Source organism: Burkholderia sp. BCC0397 (assembly GCF_902832865.1).
Lineage (GTDB): Bacteria > Pseudomonadota > Gammaproteobacteria > Burkholderiales > Burkholderiaceae > Burkholderia.
Genome location: NZ_CADFDL010000001.1, coordinates 1,139,263 through 1,159,590, shown reverse-complemented (window position 1 = coordinate 1,159,590; position 20,328 = coordinate 1,139,263). Strand labels below are relative to the sequence as shown.

Annotated in this window: 17 protein-coding genes and 3 pseudogenes; 9 read left to right on the top strand and 11 right to left on the bottom strand. The window is 64.7% G+C overall.

Features of this window, described 5'->3' with window-relative positions; all coding sequences use genetic code 11:
* The 3 genes and pseudogenes from HWX03_RS37305 to HWX03_RS05185 all read left to right on the top strand — a co-directional run.
* Positions 1-104 (top strand): annotated as a pseudogene (locus HWX03_RS37305) (glycosyl hydrolase); the annotation flags it as partial.
* A gap of 92 nt (positions 105-196) precedes the next feature.
* On the top strand, positions 197-1,672 hold the full coding sequence (locus HWX03_RS05190; protein ID WP_175870531.1) for an FAD-dependent oxidoreductase: 1,476 nt from the start codon (positions 197-199) through the stop codon (positions 1,670-1,672).
* A gap of 18 nt (positions 1,673-1,690) precedes the next feature.
* The gene (locus HWX03_RS05185; RefSeq protein ID WP_244132573.1) at positions 1,691-2,353 is read left to right on the top strand and encodes a c-type cytochrome; all 663 of its coding nucleotides are present in this window, start codon (positions 1,691-1,693) and stop codon (positions 2,351-2,353) included.
* A gap of 86 nt (positions 2,354-2,439) precedes the next feature.
* Here HWX03_RS05185 and HWX03_RS05180 read toward each other — a convergent pair whose 3' ends face one another.
* Positions 2,440-3,861: a TetR/AcrR family transcriptional regulator gene (locus HWX03_RS05180; protein WP_175870482.1), complete on the bottom strand. Its 1,422-nt coding sequence runs from the start codon at positions 3,859-3,861 to the stop codon at positions 2,440-2,442.
* Positions 3,862-4,394: 533 nt separating this feature from the next.
* On the opposite strand from HWX03_RS05180, the pseudogene HWX03_RS36835 reads away from it, so the two are divergent.
* Together HWX03_RS36835 and HWX03_RS05170 are read left to right on the top strand one after the other, a co-directional pair.
* A pseudogene (locus tag HWX03_RS36835) lies at positions 4,395-4,730 on the top strand (saccharopine dehydrogenase NADP-binding domain-containing protein); the annotation flags it as partial.
* A pseudogene (locus HWX03_RS05170) lies at positions 4,731-5,183 on the top strand (plasmid pRiA4b ORF-3 family protein); the annotation flags it as partial.
* A gap of 242 nt (positions 5,184-5,425) precedes the next feature.
* On the opposite strand, the gene HWX03_RS05165 reads toward HWX03_RS05170, so the two are convergent.
* On the bottom strand, positions 5,426-6,004 hold the full coding sequence (locus HWX03_RS05165) for a DUF4337 domain-containing protein (RefSeq protein ID WP_175870481.1): 579 nt from the start codon (positions 6,002-6,004) through the stop codon (positions 5,426-5,428).
* 626 nt (positions 6,005-6,630) lie between these two features.
* Between HWX03_RS05165 and HWX03_RS05160 the strand changes: the two genes are divergently transcribed.
* A complete protein-coding gene (locus HWX03_RS05160; protein ID WP_175870480.1) occupies positions 6,631-7,071 on the top strand; it encodes a hypothetical protein in 441 nt (146 codons plus the stop codon).
* Between the two features lie 138 nt (positions 7,072-7,209).
* Positions 7,210-8,199, top strand: a complete 990-nt coding sequence (locus tag HWX03_RS05155; RefSeq protein WP_175870479.1) for a patatin-like phospholipase family protein — start codon at positions 7,210-7,212, stop codon at positions 8,197-8,199.
* A gap of 267 nt (positions 8,200-8,466) precedes the next feature.
* Here the strand turns inward: HWX03_RS05155 and HWX03_RS05150 are convergent, their stop codons facing one another.
* The 8 genes from HWX03_RS05150 to HWX03_RS05115 all read right to left on the bottom strand — a co-directional run bounded on the left by HWX03_RS05150 (position 8,467) and on the right by HWX03_RS05115 (position 17,525).
* A complete protein-coding gene (locus HWX03_RS05150; RefSeq protein WP_175870478.1) occupies positions 8,467-8,952 on the bottom strand; it encodes a YbaK/EbsC family protein in 486 nt (161 codons plus the stop codon).
* Positions 8,953-9,075: 123 nt separating this feature from the next.
* Complete coding sequence (locus tag HWX03_RS05145; protein WP_175870529.1) at positions 9,076-10,050, bottom strand: cysteine synthase A; 975 nt, start codon at positions 10,048-10,050, stop codon at positions 9,076-9,078.
* Between the two features lie 278 nt (positions 10,051-10,328).
* Positions 10,329-11,774, bottom strand: coding sequence for an NAD-dependent succinate-semialdehyde dehydrogenase (locus tag HWX03_RS05140; protein ID WP_174434293.1), 1,446 nt, complete (start codon positions 11,772-11,774; stop codon positions 10,329-10,331).
* Between the two features lie 153 nt (positions 11,775-11,927).
* Positions 11,928-13,229, bottom strand: a complete 1,302-nt coding sequence (locus tag HWX03_RS05135; RefSeq protein WP_175870477.1) for a cytochrome c — start codon at positions 13,227-13,229, stop codon at positions 11,928-11,930.
* A gap of 15 nt (positions 13,230-13,244) precedes the next feature.
* The gene (locus HWX03_RS05130) at positions 13,245-15,467 is read right to left on the bottom strand and encodes a xanthine dehydrogenase family protein molybdopterin-binding subunit (protein WP_175870476.1); all 2,223 of its coding nucleotides are present in this window, start codon (positions 15,465-15,467) and stop codon (positions 13,245-13,247) included.
* A gap of 1 nt (position 15,468) precedes the next feature.
* Positions 15,469-15,924, bottom strand: a complete 456-nt coding sequence (locus HWX03_RS05125; protein ID WP_006479019.1) for a (2Fe-2S)-binding protein — start codon at positions 15,922-15,924, stop codon at positions 15,469-15,471.
* Between the two features lie 148 nt (positions 15,925-16,072).
* Complete coding sequence (locus HWX03_RS05120) at positions 16,073-16,372, bottom strand: putative quinol monooxygenase (RefSeq protein WP_175870475.1); 300 nt, start codon at positions 16,370-16,372, stop codon at positions 16,073-16,075.
* Positions 16,373-16,466: 94 nt separating this feature from the next.
* Positions 16,467-17,525: an NADP-dependent oxidoreductase gene (locus HWX03_RS05115; RefSeq protein ID WP_174388219.1), complete on the bottom strand. Its 1,059-nt coding sequence runs from the start codon at positions 17,523-17,525 to the stop codon at positions 16,467-16,469.
* Between the two features lie 54 nt (positions 17,526-17,579).
* Here HWX03_RS05115 and HWX03_RS37180 point away from each other — a divergent pair, with 54 nt between their 5' ends.
* Positions 17,580-17,702, top strand: coding sequence for a hypothetical protein (locus tag HWX03_RS37180; protein ID WP_279612211.1), 123 nt, complete (start codon positions 17,580-17,582; stop codon positions 17,700-17,702).
* Between the two features lie 55 nt (positions 17,703-17,757).
* Here HWX03_RS37180 and HWX03_RS05110 read toward each other — a convergent pair whose 3' ends face one another.
* Complete coding sequence (locus HWX03_RS05110) at positions 17,758-18,378, bottom strand: TetR/AcrR family transcriptional regulator (RefSeq protein WP_175870474.1); 621 nt, start codon at positions 18,376-18,378, stop codon at positions 17,758-17,760.
* A gap of 304 nt (positions 18,379-18,682) precedes the next feature.
* Between HWX03_RS05110 and HWX03_RS05105 the strand changes: the two genes are divergently transcribed.
* A complete protein-coding gene (locus HWX03_RS05105; RefSeq protein ID WP_175870473.1) occupies positions 18,683-20,254 on the top strand; it encodes a hypothetical protein in 1,572 nt (523 codons plus the stop codon).
* Positions 20,255-20,328: the final 74 nt, after the last annotated feature.

Here is a 20,328-nt window from a genome sequence, read left to right as displayed (position 1 = left end):
ACGTCGTGCAGCGCGCGGATCGCGCGACGCTCACCGCCGCACTGATCGACGCGCACGGCAAGCCGGTGCTGTTTTCGCAGGACGGTGTGCTGGCCGGGCTTTGAGCAGGCTCTTGATTCTGGTCCAGACGCATCAGGCATCCTGGCCATACCTGAAGAGTGAAAAGAAAATGAAGGACGACATGGCATCGCGTGCAATGCCGGAAAACCAACCGGATGTACCGACCCGGCGTCAACTCCTGCGTACGGCGGCTGTGGGCGCCGCATCGCTGGCGGCGGGCAAGGTGTCGATGGCTGAAGGTGCTGTCGCGGCACCGGCGGATCAAAGCATCCTGGACGTCGCCATCATCGGTGCCGGGCTGGCGGGGCTGACGGCTGCGCGTGACTTGAAGCGCGCCGGATGCGAATCGTTCATCGTGCTGGAGGCGCGCAATCGCGTCGGCGGACGCACGTACAACCATGACCTTGGAAACGGTGTGGTGTCGGAAGCCGGCGGTCAGTGGATCGGCCCCGGCCAGACGGCCATTGCCGATCTGGCACGCGAGCTTGAAGTCGATACCTTCCCGACCTTCTACGCGGGCAAGACCACGGTGCTGGCTGGTGATGTCAGGGTGGCGCAGGATTTTCACGGCGGCATCGGCACCGACGATGCGATCGGCGCGAAGCTCGGGGAACTCGCGCGCGGCGTGCCTTCCGGTGCACCGTGGAAAGCGAAGGATGCGGCCGAGCTCGACAAGCTGACATACGGTGACTGGCTGTTGAAACAAGGCTTGAAGTATGAGGATGGATACTTCATGGGCCTGGCCGCGAAGCTGACGACGGGCGGTGCCCCCGCACAGCTTGGGCTGCTGTTCTATCTGTCGATGATCAACAGCGCGAGCAACAGCCTGGACCAGCTCGAATCGACCAAGGGCGGCGCGCAGGAAACGCGCTTCGTCGGCGGCTCACAGATTCTCAGCATCAAGATGGCGAAGGGCCTGGGCGACAAGGTCCGACTGGCCAGCCCGGTACGCAAGATTGCCGGCTGGAATCGTGACGTTGTCGAGGTCCACACCGATCAGGGTGTGGTGCGCGCGCGCCGTGTCATCGTTGCGATGAATCCGGCGCTGTGCAACCAGGTCGTCTACGATCCTCCGTTGCCCGAAGGGCGCACGCAATTGCAGCGGCGCTGGCCCGCGAACGCGCCGATGCGCAAGACGGTGCACGTCTATGACAAGCCGTTCTGGCGGGACGACGGCCTGAACGGCCAGATCTTCCAGGTCGGTGGCCCCGTTTCCATGGCCTATGACAACTCGCCTCCCGACCTGTCGGTTGGCATCATCAGCGCATTCGTGTCGCCGGCTTCGCTGCCAAGTCATCCCAAGGCGGCCGAGCAGATGCTGTCGGCGATTTACGCCAAGGCATTCGGAGACAAGGCGCTGCACCCGAAGCAGTTCCACGACCAGGACTGGGGCAAAGTCGATCCGTGGACGCTGCAGTGCATTCATCCTTTGCCGCCCGGCTTCCTGACGACGTGGGGGAAGTTCCTTCATCCGTCGATCGGCAAGCTGATCTGGTCGGGTACCGAGACGGCCGACATCTGGGCCGGCGCGATGGACGGTGCGGTGCGCTCCGGCCACCGGGCCGCGTTGCAAGCACTGGCGGCTCTGGCCCATCAAGGCGAGGTGGCGTAAATGCAGCGGGCCTTATTCATGGTCACCATCGTGGCAGTTGCGGCAGCGGTCGGCGCGGGCGGGCTCTACGGACGCGATTTGATGAATGGCGTGCGCTATGAAAAGGCCATGACCCATATCGGCGAGGCAAGCAAGGCCAACGCCGGCCCGTGGCCGCAACCGCAGGAGACCTGCTTCGTCTGTCACGGCCCACAGGGCCAGTCGCTCAGCGCTTGGTACCCGGCGCTGTCGGGCCAGCCCAAGGCCTATATCGCAGCCCAGTTGCACGCGTTTGCCAACGACCAGCGGCCCAACCCGTACATGGGGCCGCTCGCGAAGGGCCTCACCGATGCGCAGGTCAACGCATTCGCAACCTATTTCGCGCAGCAGACGCCAGCCCGAAACGAAGATGTCCCGGCCGATGCAAAGCTCGAAAAGCGCGGGCTGGCGTTGGTCCAAGCCCGAAGTTGCCAGGCGTGCCACGGCGCGAACCTGATGGGCAAGGGCTCGGCGGCACGTTTGGCAGGACAGGGGCGAGACTATCTCGCGAAGCAGCTCGCGGAGTTCAAGGCGGGCGCACGCAAGGACCCGACCGCCGTCATGAACAGCATCGCTGCAACACTGTCGAGCGAAGACATTTCCGCAGTTGCCCATTACCTGGCCGGAGTGTCGCCGATCCAGGGGGGCATCGCTGCTCGCTGATTTGCCGGGAGGGCCGGAGATGTTTACGCCTGGCGTACTGCGAGGGCGCCGCAGGCACGCCACCTAGATGGGGCGTTCTGCCCCAATCAATCGGATGCCGTGTCGCTTGTGGCAAGGTGTCCGCGGGCGATGCGAGGCGTGATCGCTATCATCAGATCCACTACGCGGTTCATGCTCACGCCTTGCGCTTGTGCGCCAAACCTCAGAAGTGACACACCATCCATCAGTGCTGCGATAAGTGTCGCGCGAGCGAGGCATTCGCGCGCGGTCGCCGACGAATCAATCTCACGGATGAGATCAGCGTAACTTACCCGGTAGGCGGCATAGACGCCTCCCACGATTTCACGCGTGATGTCCGAATGCTGGGCTAGCGCAAACATCTCTGCCCAGAGTCGATACACTGCAGGATCCGCAGCTTCCGCAGCGACGGACGCGGCGATATCGCACAGACGTTCTACAGCAGGTTTGCCACTCGGCTTGCCGACCTCCGCGTAGTTGTCCAGATACGCCTGCGTCAGCGCGCCAATTGTCGAGCGGAGCAGGTCATCATGGGTCGGGAAGTAGTTTTGGAGCGCGGACGGCAGGATGCCAAGCTCTCTCGCCACCCGCGCCAGCGAGAAGTTCGCATAGCCTTCTGACGCGAGCAGGTTGCCGGCGGTAGAGATAATCTCGTTGATCTTGGTTTCTCTACGCTTTCCCTGCGCCGTCGGTCGGTAATGGAAGGCATCCTGAGCCGTATGCTGCAGCCGCAGATCCAGCAGTTCTGGCGGGAACCGTCCCCCCCCCACAAAGATGCCTCCTTCGGTATCGCCACAGCCGTGAGCGGTACGAACCAGCGCTTCGCTTTCCAGCATCTCTGTGGGCGCGTTCACCACCATCTTGACGGTGCGTTTCGTCACACGAACGAACTCGATATAGTCCTTTCCGAGGTAATCGCCGTGGGAGGCGAATATAGTCATGCCGTCGATCTGGGCGACGATCACAGCCGCACGCACCAGGCATTCTTCGTCGGTCAGCGTCGGATGGAGTTCCGACAATAACTTCGCAAGGATCCCTCGAAATCGCACCTGAACCTCGTTCAGCAACTCAGTGGCGTAGGCTTCATGTGAGGCGAACGCCATGAGTTCCACCATGAACTTCGGCAGATCGGTCTCGTTGATGGTCTGGAAAATATGGTTGACCAGCGCAGTGCAACGCTGCGCTGCACCGGTGCCCGGGCGACTCGCGATCGCAGTGTAGTCCGCCATGACCTGGCTAATGTATGCCCGCAGCGCCGTGCTCAGCAATTCATCTTTCGTTCGAAAGTAGTACTGCAGATTTCCGTGTGTGATGCCCATGCGATCCGCCACGCGGCGAGTCGCGAATCCGGCATAGCCATCCTCCTGAAATACCTGGCGCGCAGTACCAAGAATCTCCCGGATACGCTGCTCCCGATTTCGTCGCGTTGACGGCTGCTTGGTTTCTTCGGAATGGTCAGGGTTGCTTTGCTTGACCGCGCCATTTTGCACGTTGGCTCTCCTATCACATCAAAAGTCAGTCCGAATTATAGGCCGATACGATGGAAGAGGGAAACGCAGCTCCGATTTTCCGTGCTTGGGCGCGTACATAGTGGGTGCCCTTGACTGGAGGTGCGCCCAGGAAGTCCGGCTTTCGGCTGACGTTCCGTGGCGAAGTCCTTCGGAAGACCAGTGTCCATCCCGGTTACATACGTACTGAACGCTTCCGCAGCTCGCCAGCCGGCCTCCCGCAACACGCGGAACAGCGTCGATTCGACATCGTTCGTGCCGAGCCTAGTTGGTGTTTTCCCTATCTTAAGCGCCTTGATTATAGGCCGCGTCGCCGCTAATATTTGGCCATGTAGATGTACTTTGTAGGCCGTACAAACGTTATATGTGGTGGCGAATGCTGGATGGGATGCTCCTTTGATCTCGAGATCGAGCAGGCATACCGCACCGGCTTCGGGCGACTGACGCGCAACTTCCCGCATCGATTCACGTTCGATCAACCCGATCTTCAACAACAGAGGTATTAGGAGACAACCATGGCAAAGCACCCCGTCGTCGTCTATGGCGCAAGCGGTTACACCGGCATGTTGATCATGGACTGGCTGATCGACCAGAACATCCCGTTCACCGCCATCGCTCGGAATGCAGGCCGGGCGAAGGAGATGATGGCGCAGCGTGTCGTGCGCCTCGAGTCGGCCAAATACGAAATCCTCGAAGTGGAACACAACGTGGATTCGCTCGCGAAGGCATTCAGTGGCGCAAAGGTCGTGTGCAATACCGTTGGTCCGTTCTTCAATTTCGGGCTGGTTGCGGTGGAGGCGGCACTCAAGGCAGGGTGCCATTACCTTGATACCACCGGCGAGCAGCACTACACCCATCTCCACGACTTCCTGATCGATGGCATGACCTACGCCATGTTCGAGATCGATGACGTGGTGGACTTTGCTGACCCGGGCACGACTGCAGATGATCGAAAGATTCGTCTGCAGGCGGTCCTGAAGCCAGGTTCGCGCTTCGTCTACCGATACGACTTCGGGGACGGTTGGAATCACGCCGTCGTCGTCGAGAAGATGGAAACGATCGAGAGCCAACCGTGGGGAGAAGCCCAAGTCATTGGCGGCGCCCGTGCTTGTCCGCCGGAGGACGTTGGCGGTCCATCGGGCTATGAGAGGTTCCTGAATACGCTATCTAACGATCCGGACAGTGAAAAGGCAGAGCGTTATCGAGACTGGATCGGGTCCGGCTTCGACGCGGAATTGTTTGATTTGCGTGCTGCCAATGCAGCGCTGTCGCGCATGGCTTCCAATCGTTGGGGCAATCGGTAACTCAGACTGCGTCAAGACTCTGGGCGGAGTGAAGACGGTGCGGCTGGACTTCATGACTCTAACGAGACTGCCGTATGTCGATAGAACCTTAGCGCAACGCCGATAAGTACCATCTACTGAGCTCAGTGTTGCGCTGAAGCGGCTGATCTACGACGCGGGACGCAACACTTCAAAATGTACCAGTCATATCGATAATTCACGTTATGTAAAATTAAAGTCGCTAGCCATGACGGCCTCACAAATCAAACCCCAAAGAACGCCAACCCCGCCACCACGATACCAATCGCGGCCACGCCGATCGACAGCCCCTGCATCCATGACCGCCGCGTGAGGATCGTGATAGCCGCAAGTGCGATCGAGATCTGGATGACGGTCGTCGCCTGGGACCATCGATGGTGTCGGTGCATCCGCGCCTCGCTCGCCGCGTTGTTCTTCTCGACTTCCTTTTCGAGCGCCTCGGCACGTGCCCGGATCGGTTCCTTATCGGCGCGGTATCTCGCGGCGTCCGTCTCGAACCGCTTTCGCTGCGGCGATGTTTCCGGGCTCAACGCCGCACCGAGTTCGGCGAGGTTCTGCTTATCACCCTTCGCTTGATAGTAGGCCCACTGGTTCGCAGCCTCGGTTTTCCGGATCGCGGCGTCATTCTTGTAGAGCAGCGCGAGGCTCTCCTCGGCACCGCTCTGATAGGCAGATATCGCGCCGAAGCAGGCAAGCACGGCTGTCAGCACCGCGATGCGCGACGTACCCTGATCGCCACCGTGAGCCGCATGATGTTCGACCGCATGGTCGTGAGGACCATGAACTTCGTATTCTTCAGACATTCGTAGCAAACCCGCAAGAGTTGAATGAATCCGTCGCCGGCCGACCGTTTGGCTAACATTAAACGAATCTGGCAAGGCAACAAAATAAGCTGGCACCCCAGATTCTCGGAGCGCCAGCGTCGTTCGACAGGACGCGCGCAGAACGCTTAGCGTGTCATCGCGTCTCCCGCCATCCCTGCCATCCGAAGCATGCGCAACCATCCATGAGCCGGATGGGTTCGAATGTTTCAGATATGTGCAATTCGATCAGCATTGTTTTAATTTCGATTAAATTTGCCTCTTTCGCATGCCTTGTTATCCGGAATTTAATTTCCTATAAATCACTGGTGCCCAATCGATCGAGAATGAAACGGCGGCACTCAAGACAATCACGCCAATAGAAGGAAATCGAATACCTGGCATTCAATGAACCAATGCTCCGGCATGTCCTGCCGTCGCGGCCGTGATCGCCGGCGTCGTCCGGCGCCGTCATGGTCGATCCGCCATCGCCCGGCCGGGTCGGAGCACCACGGAATTCGCCGGAATCGCGGCCTTCGACGATGCCGGCGCGCCATGCGTCCGAAGCGCATGAAGCTGTTCTCGAAGGCACGGGGAAGCATCCAACCTCTTCAAGGTCAAGGTGAAAAATGAATCTCGATCCGATTGAAAATCAGCCACACGGGACCTTTGCCGAATTCGCCAACTCTGCCCCTGTTTCTGCCAGTGTGGTCGATACATTCAAAATGGCGCTCTATCACGACGGCGTGCAGTTGGGCTGGCTTGGCCAAAACAGCGGCGAATGGGCCATTCTCGTCGATACCGCCGCGAAAGCGTTGACGCTCGAACAGTACCCCTATAACGGCGTGACGTATTACCGGATCCTCGGCACCAGTCGATATATGTCCGTCAGCAATAACGCCTACGTCGGTTTCTATAACTGGATAGGCGCGCGCGGATGGACGCGCCAGGGCTCGATTTTGATTTCCGATTTCAATCACCAGAAACTGTCGCTCTATTCCAAGGACAACGCGTATTTGTATGCGTGGGATGCCTATACCGTGCTCGATGTGAGGTTCGACGAGCAATAACGCATGACGCTTCGCCCGCTGGCTTGAGTTTCCGGCTTCGACACAGCGCAGGAAGCGGGCATCCCCCCGGTGACACGGGCGGGATGCTCGCCGGGTTGCGCCATTCGTATTCATCCCACCATCAAAAAGGGCAACACGATGACCTTCAAGATTCTCAGTTGCGATGGCGGCGGTATCCGGGGATTGATCACCGCCCTGCTCATCCAGGACCTCGACCGGCGCAGTCGGATCATCGCGAGCGCCGACGGCTTTGCCGGCACATCCACGGGCGGCCTGATCGCCCTGGGGCTCGCGCGCGGCGTATCCATTTCCGAGATCGTCGATATCTACAGGACGAAGGGTTCGGTGATCTTTCGGGAAAACGGGGCGTGGCTGGCACAAAAGCAAGCGCTCGAACAGGACACGGTCCTGGCTGGACCCGGCGTGTTCGAATGCCAGTATGTCAACACCGGGCTACAGGAGATTGCCAAGTCGCTGGTCGGCAACGGCAAGCTGGCCGATCTGTCCCGCTTCGTCGTAATCAACTCGGCGCGCCTGTGGGATCCGCCAACCAACAGCTGGGCTCCGTGCACCCTCTCCAACGGAAACGGCAATGCCTATCGCAACGTCAGCCTGTTCGATGCCGCGCTTGCCACGTCGGCTGCACCGACGTATTTCCCGCCGTACGAAATCGCCGGGCTCGGCTATTTCGCCGATGGCGGCGTGTTTGCGAACAATCCTTCCGTGTCCGCCATTGCCGAGGCGCTGACCAGCCGTCGCGCAGGCAATCTGGACGATGTGCGCCTGCTGTCGCTTGGCACCGGAACCAGCCCCGCAGGCATTCCCCCGGACGCTGTCGGCAACCCGTTGACCTGGGGTGTTTCGAAATGGCTGTGGCCGATCGAAAGCGGTCGCGTACCGGCAGCAGCCCTGCTCGGGCTGACGATGGATACGACGGCGACGATCGCCGCACAACAGGCCGGGCAGATCCTGAACACCCACTACCAGCGCGGAAATTTCGTGCTCAGTCAATCCGTCGGCCTCGACGACTGGCAAAAGGCGCCGGAACTGGAGAAGGAAACCCAGGCGTACATGAGAACCGCCGAGTGGCAACGTGTTTGCCAGTGGGTGGAGCAATTCTGGCGCTGATCGCGCATCGATAGCCAGGCCTCGTGCGATGCTTCCGTCGGTTTGCAGATATGTGCGCGGATACTGCGCGATCGGAGGCCGCGGAATCGCCGGCACGCCGCGTCGTGACGGAAAAAGTCATCGCACTACAGCGTCAAGTCGATGACGGATGCATGTCCACATCATCCGTTCATCCGCACGCGCAAGCGCTCCCTGCGCCCGAACCCGGGCGCAGGGAGCGCTTGCGCGATGTCTCCTGCATCTGCCGCTGGCGGCCGCTGTCGCCCGTCAGGACACCATGCCTTGCATCTTGTGCGAGAAATGGGCGCGCTCGGCCGTTTCCATCAATGACAGGAATTCGTCCTGCGTCATATGGATCAGCGCTTCATGGTCGCCGGCCTCGAAATAGACGTCCGGCTGCATCGCCAGCGTGTCCTCGAGGAACGTCTGCATGCCGTAGGCCATGCAGACCGGCGGCACCGCGCCCGCATCGCAATCCTTGAACAGTTCGCGCAGTTCGACTTCCTTCGCGAGCACGAGATGACGACCGGTTTTCATCCAAAGATCAGACAAACGCACCGCATGCGTCGTCGGCAACACGGCCGCGACGTAGCCGTCGTCGTCTTCGAGCAGCACGGTTTTCGCGAGGCGATCGCCAGGGATATGCGCGGCCGCAGCCGTCTCCATGCTCGTATGGCTATAAGGGTGGTACACGACTTCGTACCTCGAGGACTTCTGGCGCAGGCAATCCTGCAACGTGGCAGACATGGACATGGCACACCTCGTCGGGGCGAATCGGGCGAACGGCGTTCGCACCGGACTTGTTCAGAATAGGTCGCATTCGTGCGGATGGAAATCCTCGCCCGCCCTTGTCTCAAGCAGGCTACACCCCTGGGACTAACCCGGGTCCAGTCCTCTTTCGCGCAGCCATTCGCGATTGAAGAGCCGCCCCCGATAGATGTCGCCACGATCGCATAGCAGCGTCACGATCGTGTGTCCCGGCCCCATCCGGCGAGCCAGCGAAACCGCCGCCGCGACGTTGATGCCGCTCGAGCCGCCGACGTACAGCCCTTCTTCGCGCAGCAGCCGGTAGACCATCGTCACGCACTGCGCATCGTCGATCCGCTCCGCATCGTCGATCGGCGCGCCCGCGAGATTGGCGGTGACGCGCGTCGAGCCGATGCCCTCGGTGATCGAGTTGCCCTCTGCCTTGATTTCGCCGGTCTTCACGTAGCTGTACAGCCCGCTGCCGCATGGATCGGCGAGCACGATGCTGACCCCCGGATTCTGCTCCTTCAGGTAGCGGCTCACGCCGGCCAGCGTCCCGCCGGTACCGGTCGCGCAGACGAAGGCATCGACCGTGCCCGCCGTATCGCGCCAGATTTCCGGCCCGGTCGTCTCGTAGTGCGCCTGCCGGTTGACGACGTTGTCGAACTGGTTGGCCCATACCGCGTTGTCGAGTTCGTCGGCAAGCCGCCCGGCAATCTTCTGATAGTTGTTCGGGTCGCGGTAAGGCACCGCCGGCACCGGACGCACCTCGGCGCCCAGCGTGTGCAGAATCGCCATCTTTTCCGGCGATTGCGTTTCCGGAATCACGATCACGCAGCGATAGCCGCGTGCCGCGCAGATATGCGCGAGACCGATGCCCGTGTTGCCCGCCGTGCCCTCGACGACGGTGCCGCCCGGCTTGAGCGTGCCACGCCGCTCGGCGTCCAGGATGATGTAAAGCGCCGCGCGATCCTTGACCGATCCGCCCGGATTCATGAATTCCGCCTTGCCCAGGATCTCGCAGCCCGTCTCCGCGCTGAGCTTCGCCAGCCGGATCAACGGCGTGCGCCCTACGCAGTCGACAAACCCTTGTCGCACGTCCATGCCCCCTCCCTTCCGGTTGCGCACCGCCCGCGCGCCACAGAACGAAGGATAGGACGCGGCCGCCCGGCCCGCCGCTTTCGTCGCACACTGGCCGCGTACCAATCGCGGCTTACGACGCGGAAGCGGAAAGCTATCGCGGCAGCAGCCGGCATTGAGCGGCGGGCGCGGCGGATGTCGATGCCGAGCGAAGCAGGAAAAAGGCCGGGCACAACGCCCGGCCTGCAGCAACGCAACGTGGGCGCCGCACTCAAGGCGGCACGCACGCGGTCAAACGGTCATCAGACAGCCATGACCGTCACCGATTTCGTGACGAGATACGGCTCCAGCGCTTCCGGCCCGCCTTCCGACCCGTAGCCCGAATCCTTCACGCCGCCGAACGGCATTTCCGGCCACGGCGTCGCCGGCTGGTTGATCCACAGCATCCCGACTTCGAGGCGCTGCGTCAGCAGATGCACGTTCGCGAACGAACGCGTGAACGCGTAGCCGGCCAGCCCGAACGGCAGACGGTTCGCCTCGGCGATCGCATCCTCCAGCTTGTCGAAGCCGCGAATCGCCGCCACCGGGCCGAACGGCTCGTTGTTGAACACGTCCGCTTCGAGCGGCACGTTCGCGATCACGGTCGGGGCGAAGAAGTTGCCTTCCGCGCCGACCCGCTCGCCGCCGGTCTCGATGCTCGCGCCGACCTTGCGCGCGTTGTCGACGACCGACGCCATCGCGGTCAGGCGCCGCGGGTTCGCGAGCGCGCCGAGCGTCGTGCCTTCGTCGAGGCCGTTGCCGATCTTCAGCCCTTCCGCATGCTTGACCAGCGCGCGCGTGAATTCGTCGCGGATGCTGTTGTGCACGAGGAAGCGCGTCGGCGAAATGCAGACCTGCCCCGCATTGCGGAACTTCGCCCCGCCGGCGGCCTTCACCGCAAGCGCGACGTCCGCATCCTCGGCGACGATCACCGGCGCGTGGCCGCCCAGCTCCATCGTCGCGCGCTTCATGTGCTGGCCCGCGAGCGCGGCCAGCTGCTTGCCGACCGGCGTCGAACCCGTGAACGTGACCTTGCGGATCACCGGGTGCGGGATCAGGTACGACGAGATTTCAGCCGGATCGCCGTATACGAGGCCGATCACGCCGGCCGGCACGCCTGCGTCGACGAACGCGCGCAGCAGCGCGGCCGGCGATGCCGGGGTTTCTTCCGGCGCCTTCACGAGGAACGAGCAGCCGGTCGCGAGCGCAGCGCTCAGCTTGCGCACGACCTGGTTGACCGGGAAATTCCATGGCGTGAACGCCGCGACCGGGCCGACCGGCTCCTTCACGACCGTCTGCTGTGCACCGAGGTTGCGCGGCGGCACGATCCGGCCGTACACGCGGCGGCCTTCGTCCGCGAACCATTCGATGATGTCGGCCGCCGACAGCACTTCGACGCGCGCTTCGGTGAGCGGCTTGCCCTGCTCCTGCGTCATCAGCTGCGCGATCGTGTCCGCGCGTTCGCGCACCAGCGCGGCCGCCTTGCGCATCGTCGCCGCGCGCTCGTGCGCAGGCACCTTGCGCCATGCTTCGAAGCCGCGCTGCGCGGCGGCGAGCGCACGGTCGAGATCGGCGATGCCCGCGTGGGCCACCTTGCCGATCGGCTTGCCGGTCGCCGGGTTCACGACGTCGATCGTCTTGCCGCTCGCGGCGTCGACCCATTCGCCGTCGATCAGCAGTTGCGTATCCGTATAAGTCACGTTAGCCATCCAGACACCCCTACATTGCGTCGATAAAACGCGCGCTGCCACGAACGGCCGCGCGCCGGTTGACAGAAAAAGCCAGGCCGCCGGGGCAGGCACGCACCCGGCGGTATCGACGGCAGGCACGCCGGCCCGCCATCGTTCCGCCGCGCACCGCGCTCAGTGCGCGGCCGCCGTCGCCTTGCGGAGTTTCGCGACGTCCGCCGCCTGCACGGCCGGCGCGCCGTTGTTCCAGCCGGCGCGCATGAACGTCAGCACGTCGGCGATCTGCCGGTCGTTCAACTGGTTCGAGAACGCCGGCATCGGATACGCGGACGGCACGCCGCCGATCACGAGCGTGTCGCTGCCGTTCAGCGTCACGTTGATCAGCGACGACGCATCGGCCTCGAGCACGTTCGGATTGCCGGCGAGCGGCGCAAGCAGCGGCGCATAGCCGCGCCCGTCCACACCGTGGCAATGCAGGCAGTAAGCGTTATACACCTTCGCGCCCGGATCGGTTGCCGGCCGGCCCAGCGTGACCTGCGTCGCCTTCGGATCATAGCGGTACGGCGGCGCGCCCGTGCCGCCTGCCGCCGGCAGCGATTTCAGGTAGCGCGAGATCGCGGCCAGATCGTCGTCGGTCAGTTCCTGCGTGCTGTGGTTGATCACGCTCACCATCGAGCCGAACGCGGTCGCGTGCTGATTCGCGCCGGTCTTCAGGAACTGCGCGACGTCGGCCTCGTTCCAGCGGCCGAGCCCGGTGTTGTGCTCGCCGGTCAGGTTCGACGCGAACCAGTTGTCGATCGCAGCGCCCGACAGGAACGCCGCGCCGCTTTCGTCGAGCGCCTTCTCCTGGAAGCCGACGCCGCGCGGCGTGTGGCACGACCCGCAGTGGCCGAGCCCCTGCACGAGATACGCGCCGCGGTTCCACATCGCATCCTTCGCCGGCTTGTCCGCGTAGGGCGTCGTGTCGAGGAACACCTTATTCCACAACGCGAGCGGCCAGCGCATGTTGAGCGGCCACGGGATGTCGGACGGACGGTTCGCCTGCTTCACGGGTTCGACGCCGTGCATGAAGTACGCATACAGCGCCTTCACGTCGTCGTCCTTCAGCTTCGCGTACGACGGATACGGCATCGCCGGATACAGGTTGTGACCGTCCTTCGCGACGCCCTTGCGCAACGCGCCGGCGAAATCGGCTTCGGTATAGCCGCCGATGCCCGTGTCCGGGTCAGGCGTGATGTTGGTCGTGTAGATCGCGCCCATCGGCGTGACCATCTTCAGGCCGCCCGCGAACGGCGTGCCGCGCGGCGCGGTGTGGCACGCGACGCAGTCGCCGGCTTTCGCGAGATACGCGCCGCGCGCGACGAGCGCGCTGTCGGCGGGCGCCGTCTGCGCGGCGTGCGCGGCCGAGCCGGCCACCAGCGCGAGCAGCGACGCGCGGAGCGCATTCAGGTTCAGGTTCAGGGTGAGATGTCGCATGGTCGTCCCCTCCCCTCAGGCCGTTTTCAGCTGGTTGCCGACCGGCAGCTTGCGCAGCCGCGTGCCGGTGGCCGCGAAGATCGCGTTCGACAGCGCCGCCGCGGTCGCAGCCGTGCCCGGCTCGCCGATCCCGCCCGGCGCCTCGCCGCTCTTCACCAGATGGACTTCGATCGGCGGCGTCTCGTTGATTCGCATCATCCGGTAGTCGTTGAAGTTGGTCTGCACCACGCGGCCGTCCTCGATCGTGATCTCGCCGTACAGCGCGCCCGTGATCCCGAAGATGATGCCGCCCTGCACTTGCGCCTCGATCGTGTTCGGATTGACGACCATCCCGCAATCGACCGCGCACACGACGCGCTTGACCTGCACCTCGCCGCCGTCCACCGCGACGTCGATGACGATCGAGAAGAAGCTGCCGAACGCATGCATGACCGACACGCCGCGCCCTTGCCCCTTCGGCAGCGACGCGCCGCCCCAGCCGGCCGCCTTCGTCGCGACGTCGAGCACGTTGCGGGCGCGCGGCGTCTTGTCGAGCAGTGCGCGGCGGTACTGCACCGGGTCGGTCTTGGTCTGCGCGGCCAGTTCGTCGATGAAGCTCTCGACGACGAACGTGCTGCGCGTCGGCCCGACACCGCGCCAGAACGCGGTCGGCACGTGGCGCGGCTCCTGGCGCACATAGTCGACGAGCTGGTTCGGCAGGTCGTACGGCAGCTCGGCCGCGACCTCGACCGCGTCGGGATCGACGCCGTCCTTGACCGCGGGCGGCGCGAAGCGCGCGAGAATCGACGAGCCGACGATCCGGTGCTGCCACGCGACCGGCTTGCCGTTCGCATCGAGGCCGGCCGAGATCGTGTCGTAGTAGCACGGCCGGTACATGTCGTGCTGGACGTCTTCCTCGCGCGTCCAGATCACCTTCACCGGCGCATTGACCTGTTTGGCGACCTTCACGGCCTGGCCGACCATGTCGGTCTCGAGCCGCCGGCCGAACCCGCCGCCGAGCAGATGGTTGTGCACGACGATCTTGTCCGGCGACAGCCCGGTCAACTGCTGCGCCGTGTCGCGTGCGCGGGTCGGCACCTGCGTGCCGACCCAAATCTCGCAACCGTCGCCGCGCACGTGCACCGTGCAGTTCACGGGCTCCATCGTCGCGTGGGCGAGCAACGGCTGTTCGTAGACGGCGTCGACGCGCGTCTTCGCGTTCGCGAACGCCTTGCCGACGTCGCCTTCCTTGCGCGCGACCGCGCCCTTGCCGTTCGCCGCCGCATGCGCGAGATCCGCGAACAGATCCTTCGTCGACACCTTCGCGTCCGCGCCTTCGTTCCACTTCACGACGAGCGCCGATGCGCCGCGCTTCGCGGCCCACGTGTGATCGCCGACCACCGCGACCGCATTGTCGACGCGCACGACCTGGCGCACGCCGGGGATCTTCTTCGCGGCCGTGTCGTCGACGCTCGCGACCGTGCCGCCGAACACCGGGCTGTTCACGATCACCGCGTACAGCATGCCGGGCAGGCGCACGTCGAGCCCGAACTGCGCGGTGCCGTCGACCTTCTCCGGCGAATCGAGGCGCTTCGCGGGCGTGCCGATCAGCTTGAAATCCGCCGGCTTCTTCAGCACGACGTCCTTCGGCACCGGCAGCTTCGCCGCGGCGTCGGCCAACTGGCCGTACGATGCGCGCCGGCCGCTCGGCGGATGCTGCACTTCGCCGTTCGCCGCGCGGCAGCTGGCCGGATCGACGTTCCATTGCTTCGCGGCCGCCGCGACCAGCAGCGTGCGCGCCGTGGCGCCCGCCCGGCGCATCGGTTCCCACGCGTAGCGCACCGACGTCGAGCCGCCGGTGAGCTGGCCGCCGAGCAGCGGGTCGAGGAACAGCTTCTCGTTCGGCGGCGCATGGTCGAGCGTCACGCTCGACAGCGGCACTTCGAGTTCTTCCGCGATCAGCATCGGCAGCGCCGTATAGACACCCTGCCCCATCTCGACCTTCGGCATCACCAGCGTGACCTTGCCGGCGCGGTCGATCTGCACGAATGCGTTCGGTGCGAACACGCCGGGCGGCGCGGGTTCGGCTGCGTCGCCGCCGATCACCGAGCGGCGCGTATCGTCGCCCGCTGCCGGCACGCTGAAGCCGAGCAGCAAGCCGCCGCCGGCCGCCGCGCCGAGCGACATCCCGAGTTTGAGAAACCCGCGGCGCGACACGCCCGCGCCGGCCCGGCCTGCTTCGATCAGTCCTCTCGACATGTCAGGCCTCCTTCGCGGCTTGTTTGACGGCCGCGCGAATCCGGTGGTACGTGCCGCAGCGGCAGATGTTGCCGGCCATGGCCGCGTCGATGTCGGCATCGCTCGGGTTCGGGTTCGACGCGATCAGCGCGGTGGCGGCCATCACCTGCCCCGACTGGCAGTAGCCGCACTGGACGACGTCGAGCTCGCGCCAGGCCTGCTGGACCTTGTGGCCGGCCGGTGTCGCGCCGACGGCTTCGATCGTCGTGATCTTGCGGCCCGCGACGGCCGCGACCGGCAGCACGCACGAACGCGCGGCCACGCCGTCGAGATGCACGGTGCACGCGCCGCATTGCGCGATCCCGCAGCCGAACTTGGTGCCGGTCAGGCCGACGACGTCGCGCAGCACCCAGAGCAAGGGCATGTCGTCGGGGGCGTCGACCGAGCGGGTTTCGCCGTTGATGTTGAGGGTGATCATTCAGCCTCCGGGGCCGTTGTATTGGGGAAGCGGCGCGAACGGGGCGCGCTGCGCCGTATGGTCGTCGTCGCCGTTGCGTCGTGCGCAACGGGTGCCGCGCGGCCCGGGTGCGGGCGAGCCGCGGCGGTGGTGCTGCCTGCCTGCGTCGTTACTCGGCCACGTCGATGCCCGACAGCACCTTGATGACCGGCGGTGCGGTGAACCAGTCGGCCGATTTCGTGCGGAATTCGCCGAAATACGGGCTCGCGAGGTGCGCGTCGAAGGCCGCCTGGTCGTCGTAGATCTCGTACAGATGCAGGTTCGGCGAACCGTTCTGCTCGCGGAACAGGTCATAGCGCCGGTTGCCCGGTTCGGTGCGCGTCTTGGCGACCATGCTGCGCAGTTCGGCCTCGGCAGCCTGCGCGTGTTCGGGTTTCAGGAACAGCGAAGCAATCACGTGAAGCGCCATTTTTTCGACTCCTTTGAAAACGGAAACGAGCATGCCACAAGCCGGCGTCTCGCGACGCCAGCGTGCAGCGGTTGTATGTCGCCGAGCGGAGAGGTCAGGCCAGCTCGTCCGGGCCGACCCGCACGACGACCTTGCCGAAATTCTTGCCGGCGAGCAAGCCGATCAGCGCTTGCGGCGCGTCGGCGAGATCGGGAACGACGTCCTCGAGCGTCTTCACCTTGCCCTGCGCGACCCACTCGCTCATGTCCTTCAGGAACGGCGCATAGCCGGTTGCATAGTGATCGAGAATGATGAAGCCCTGCACGCGGATGCGCTTGCGCAGGATCGCGCCCATCAGCGCCGGCACGCGGTCACGGCCGGTCGACAAAGCCTTGTCGTCGTATGCCGCGTCGTTGTAATGCGCAATGATTCCGCAGACGGGCACGCGCGCATGGTCGTTCAGCAACGGCCACACCGCGTCGAACACGGCGCCGCCGACGTTCTCGAAATAGACGTCGATGCCGTTCGGGCACGCGTCCTTCAGCTTCGCGGCAAACGCCGGATCGCGATGGTCGACGCACGCGTCGAAGCCGAGCGTGCCGGTCACGTACGCGCACTTGTCGGCGCCGCCCGCGACGCCGACCACGCGGCAACCTTTCAGCTTCGCGATCTGGCCGACCACCGCGCCGACCGCGCCGCTCGCGGCCGCGACGACCACGGTTTCGCCGGCCTTCGGCTCGCCGATCTTCAACAGCCCCGTGTACGCGGTGAAGCCCGGCATGCCGAGCACGCCGAGCGCGTACGACGGGTGCGCGAAGTCGCGGCCGAGCGGGATCAGGTCGCGCCCGTCGGACAGCGCATAGTCCTGCCAGCCGGCCCCGGCGACGACGAGATCGCCTTCGCGAAACGCCGGCAGGTTCGACGACACCACGCGGCTGACCGTGCCGCCGACCATCGGCTGGCCCAGTTCGGCCGGCGGCGCATAGGACGGCGCGTCGCTCATCCGGCCGCGCATGTACGGGTCGAGCGACAACCAGACGGTGCGCAGCAGCACCTGGCCGGCGCCGGGCACCGGCACGTCAGCGGTTTCCGCGCGGAAGTTGTCCGGCGTCGGTGCGCCGACGGGGCGCGAATTCAGGACGATCTGGCGGTTTGCGGTCTTGCTTTGCGGCATGTGAGCCTCCGTCAACAGGAATGAACGTGCTTCGTGGGCACGAGCGGATCAGGGATGGACCAGCAGGAAGTGCGCGCCCGCGGCGGCATCGGCGGTCGGGCCGTGCGGTCGCAGGCAGGCGGTTGGAACGATCGGGACAGCGTAACGCGGCGTGAAGCGTTCGTCATGAATGATTGAGTAGACCAGTCGTCTAGGATCACGGCAAAAACAAGGCGCGCCATGCGCGCCCGGATTACGACTGCGCGCCGTCGGGCGCGGCCGGCGGCAGGTTCAGCATGCGCCGCGTTTCGGCCATCGCCCTTTCGAGCGGTTTGCGGTTGCGGTGAATCTTTTCCAGCAGCGTCGCGCCCAGCCACAGCTCGTACAGGATCGCGGCCGTGTACGACGGATCGTCGACGCCGCTCAGCGAACCGTCGGCGAGCCCGGCCTCGATGCCGCCCGCGAGCCGCTCGATGATCTGGCTGGTGCCTTGCCGAAGTACCGCGCGCATCGCTTCGGACAGATCCGACACTTCCGCGCCGAGCTTCACCGCGAGGCACTTGCCTTCCGGATCGTCCGCGCATTGCGTGTACAGCCAGTTGCCCCAGTACGTCATCAGGCGCTCGGCGCCCGTGCCGGCCTGCTGCTTGAGCAGGTTGTCGAGATGCGCGAGATAGCCTTCGAAATACGATTCGAGCAGCGCTTCGCCGAATGCCTCTTTCGAGCCGAAGTAATGGTAGAACGAGCCCTTCGGGATGCCCGCCGCGGCGAGAATCTCGTTCAGACCGACCGCCGAAAACCCCTTGTGGAGCATGATCGGCTTCGCGATGTTCAGGATGTGCTGGCGGACTTCGGCGCCTGAAGATGCATTCATGATGGCGTATGGTAGCAACGATTAGACCGGTCGTCTAGTAACGTCGAACCGGCATGTTGAGCGGCACTTTACCCGATCCCCGTCGCGGGCCCAATGCCTGGCCGGCGCTCCCCTCGCCTGTCCGTGGCGTCGGCGCGCGATGCGTCACATCAGCGACTCGGTTTCGTCGCGGGCATTTCATCGATCTCCCGCATAAATATGCGCGGCGCATGTGCCGGCGATCGCGAGGATGCGGCCGGCATTGCACACGTGTGCAATGCGCCGGACCGTTACCGCCTCCCGAACCCGTGACCAGGAACGCCCCATGACCGCTTCGAAACCTGCCCGCCCGGCCGCGCCGAACCGCCGGCGCTTCATCCAGCGCGGCGCCGCGCTGACCCTGTCGCCGCTCGTCGGCTCGCTGGCTGCCTGCGGCGGCGACGGCAGCCCGGCCGCCGCGTCGTCGTTCGCTGCCGCCGGCGCCGCCGATACGTCCGCACGCAGCTACGGCATTGCCGACCGCTCGATCACGATCAACGTCGTCAACGCGATTCCGTCGACGACGCTCGCGTTCGGCAATGCGGCGAGCCAGAGCGGCTCGACGCCGCAGGCGTCGCAAGCGCGGGTCGCGACCGGACAATCGACGGCCGTCAGCGCGTCGAACAGCTGGGGCGACTGCACGGGATCGTTCAGCCTCGCTGGTGGCGACGCATCGTTTGCGATCGCGTACACGCATCCGTTCGGCTCGCAGCCGACCACCGTCAGCGTCACGTCGTCGGCCGGCTACGTGTCGGGTGCCGACGCCGCGACGTTTCCCGGTCACGACTCGATCGCGAATCTCAACCTGTATCGCGGGGTCGCGACCGCGAACGGTGCGTGGGTCGTCCCGCTCGCGCAGCTCGCGACGCCGCCGGCCAACAACTGCCAGGATTTCGCGAACAGCATGTTCGGCAACAACGTGCGCACGGCCGCGGCGATCCAGTCCGCCTATCAGGGCACGGGCTCGCTCGGCTACGTGCCGCCGGCCGATTTCACCGGCGGCCAGCTCGCGGGCTTCGTCGCGCAATGGGTGCGGCGCTGGCAGAACGGCGCGTCGTACACCGTGCTGCCCGGCGCCGATGCGCAACTGATCGATGCGCTGAAGCAGTACGTGTCGAGCGCCTCGAACGCCGGCCCGCTGACGATGTGGGTGCCGCAGATCGCGTGGCAGGCCGGCTCCGATCCGGCGGTTTTCTCGCTGACCGGCTATCGTGCGTTTCCGTTCGTCGATGCGCAGGGCAACTGGGTTGCGGCGACGCTGTCCGCGTTCCTGACGCTGCTGGCGGCCGGTTCGCACCTCGTCGCGATCAGCGCGACCAGCGACCTGCCGGCGGGCGTCACGATGCAGGCCTTCGACAGTTTCATGGGTGCGAGCGGGCTGTCGACGTCAATGGATATCGGCAATTCGCACTACGCATCGGTCGTGAACACGACGGGCCGCTATTACCTGAGCGTCGGCAACGATTTCGCGCCGGCGAACTGCGGGCTGATTCTGTCGTTCCTGTACGGGCGCACGGTGAACGACCTGCTTGCGGGCGCCGGCACGTACAACACGTTCATCCAGCTCGAAGGCTGGCAGGCCGGCGGCTCGCGTCACAACGCCGACTACGCGACGTATCAGCAGACGCTGTGGAACATCTCGACGTATGGCGCATCCGCGTACAGCGAGAAGCGCGCGACGTCGATCTTCCTCGCGCCGCCCGACTGGACGCCGCAGGTCTATCAGACGACGCGGATGATGCCGTACGTCGGCGCGTATGCGCAGTCGAACGGCACGCCGCAAGGCTGGCTGAATACGTCGCTCGTGACGATTCCGGCGGACGCGCCGCCGCTGCCGTCGCGGTATGTGTTGAGTTGAGTTGAGTGGGGACGCCGGCGCGCGGGTGACAGGCTTTCCGCCCTGCGTTGCTTCACGCGCGGGACGCTGGCGGG

Coding starts and splice junctions, on each gene's coding strand:
- HWX03_RS05155 (WP_175870479.1), top strand. CDS start 7,210: ATGACCTTCAAGATTCTCAGTTGCGATGGCGGCGGTATCCGGGGATTG.
- HWX03_RS05130 (WP_175870476.1), bottom strand. CDS start 15,467: ATGTCGAGAGGACTGATCGAAGCAGGCCGGGCCGGCGCGGGCGTGTCG.
- HWX03_RS05105 (WP_175870473.1), top strand. CDS start 18,683: ATGACCGCTTCGAAACCTGCCCGCCCGGCCGCGCCGAACCGCCGGCGC.
- HWX03_RS05165 (WP_175870481.1), bottom strand. CDS start 6,004: ATGTCTGAAGAATACGAAGTTCATGGTCCTCACGACCATGCGGTCGAA.
- HWX03_RS05150 (WP_175870478.1), bottom strand. CDS start 8,952: ATGTCCATGTCTGCCACGTTGCAGGATTGCCTGCGCCAGAAGTCCTCG.
- HWX03_RS05135 (WP_175870477.1), bottom strand. CDS start 13,229: ATGCGACATCTCACCCTGAACCTGAACCTGAATGCGCTCCGCGCGTCG.
- HWX03_RS05125 (WP_006479019.1), bottom strand. CDS start 15,924: ATGATCACCCTCAACATCAACGGCGAAACCCGCTCGGTCGACGCCCCC.
- HWX03_RS05185 (WP_244132573.1), top strand. CDS start 1,691: ATGGTCACCATCGTGGCAGTTGCGGCAGCGGTCGGCGCGGGCGGGCTC.
- HWX03_RS05140 (WP_174434293.1), bottom strand. CDS start 11,774: ATGGCTAACGTGACTTATACGGATACGCAACTGCTGATCGACGGCGAA.
- HWX03_RS05160 (WP_175870480.1), top strand. CDS start 6,631: ATGAATCTCGATCCGATTGAAAATCAGCCACACGGGACCTTTGCCGAA.
- HWX03_RS05110 (WP_175870474.1), bottom strand. CDS start 18,378: ATGAATGCATCTTCAGGCGCCGAAGTCCGCCAGCACATCCTGAACATC.
- HWX03_RS05145 (WP_175870529.1), bottom strand. CDS start 10,050: ATGGACGTGCGACAAGGGTTTGTCGACTGCGTAGGGCGCACGCCGTTG.
- HWX03_RS05115 (WP_174388219.1), bottom strand. CDS start 17,525: ATGCCGCAAAGCAAGACCGCAAACCGCCAGATCGTCCTGAATTCGCGC.
- HWX03_RS05190 (WP_175870531.1), top strand. CDS start 197: ATGCCGGAAAACCAACCGGATGTACCGACCCGGCGTCAACTCCTGCGT.
- HWX03_RS05120 (WP_175870475.1), bottom strand. CDS start 16,372: ATGGCGCTTCACGTGATTGCTTCGCTGTTCCTGAAACCCGAACACGCG.
- HWX03_RS37180 (WP_279612211.1), top strand. CDS start 17,580: ATGGACCAGCAGGAAGTGCGCGCCCGCGGCGGCATCGGCGGTCGGGCC.